The 331-nt window shown below is 54.1% G+C and carries 1 tRNA gene; it reads left to right on the top strand.

Annotated features, from left to right (window positions below):
- The first annotated feature begins 272 nt into the window (after positions 1–272).
- Positions 273–331: transfer RNA gene (locus OGW17_RS00005), tRNA-Arg, on the top strand.

Below are 331 nucleotides of genomic sequence, written 5' to 3'. Positions count from 1 at the left end.
GTAGCTCAGCTGGATAGAGTACTCGGCTACGAACCGAGCGGTCGGAGGTTCGAATCCTCCCGGATGCACCATCTTCCCCGGTATAACAGCTACGCTGTTGTTTCATGGTCTGCGAAGCTATCGCAAGCACCAGGGAGGATAACGTTGCTTCAGTAACGGCCCGTAGGGCGAGGCGCAGCCGAGTAATCCTCCCGGATGCACCATCTCTTACTTGATACGGCTTTTGTAACGGTATCAATATTGGCAGTAAATAAGTTTCCCGATGCATCCGTAGCTCAGCTGGATAGAGTACTCGGCTACGAACCGAGCGGTCGGAGGTTCGAATCCTCCC

This window comes from Citrobacter sp. CK181, from assembly GCF_030333595.1.
GTDB classification, from domain to species: domain Bacteria; phylum Pseudomonadota; class Gammaproteobacteria; order Enterobacterales; family Enterobacteriaceae; genus Citrobacter_B; species Citrobacter_B koseri.
Note: the sequence above shows the minus strand (reverse complement) of the source record. Positions and strands in the feature narration are given on the sequence as shown.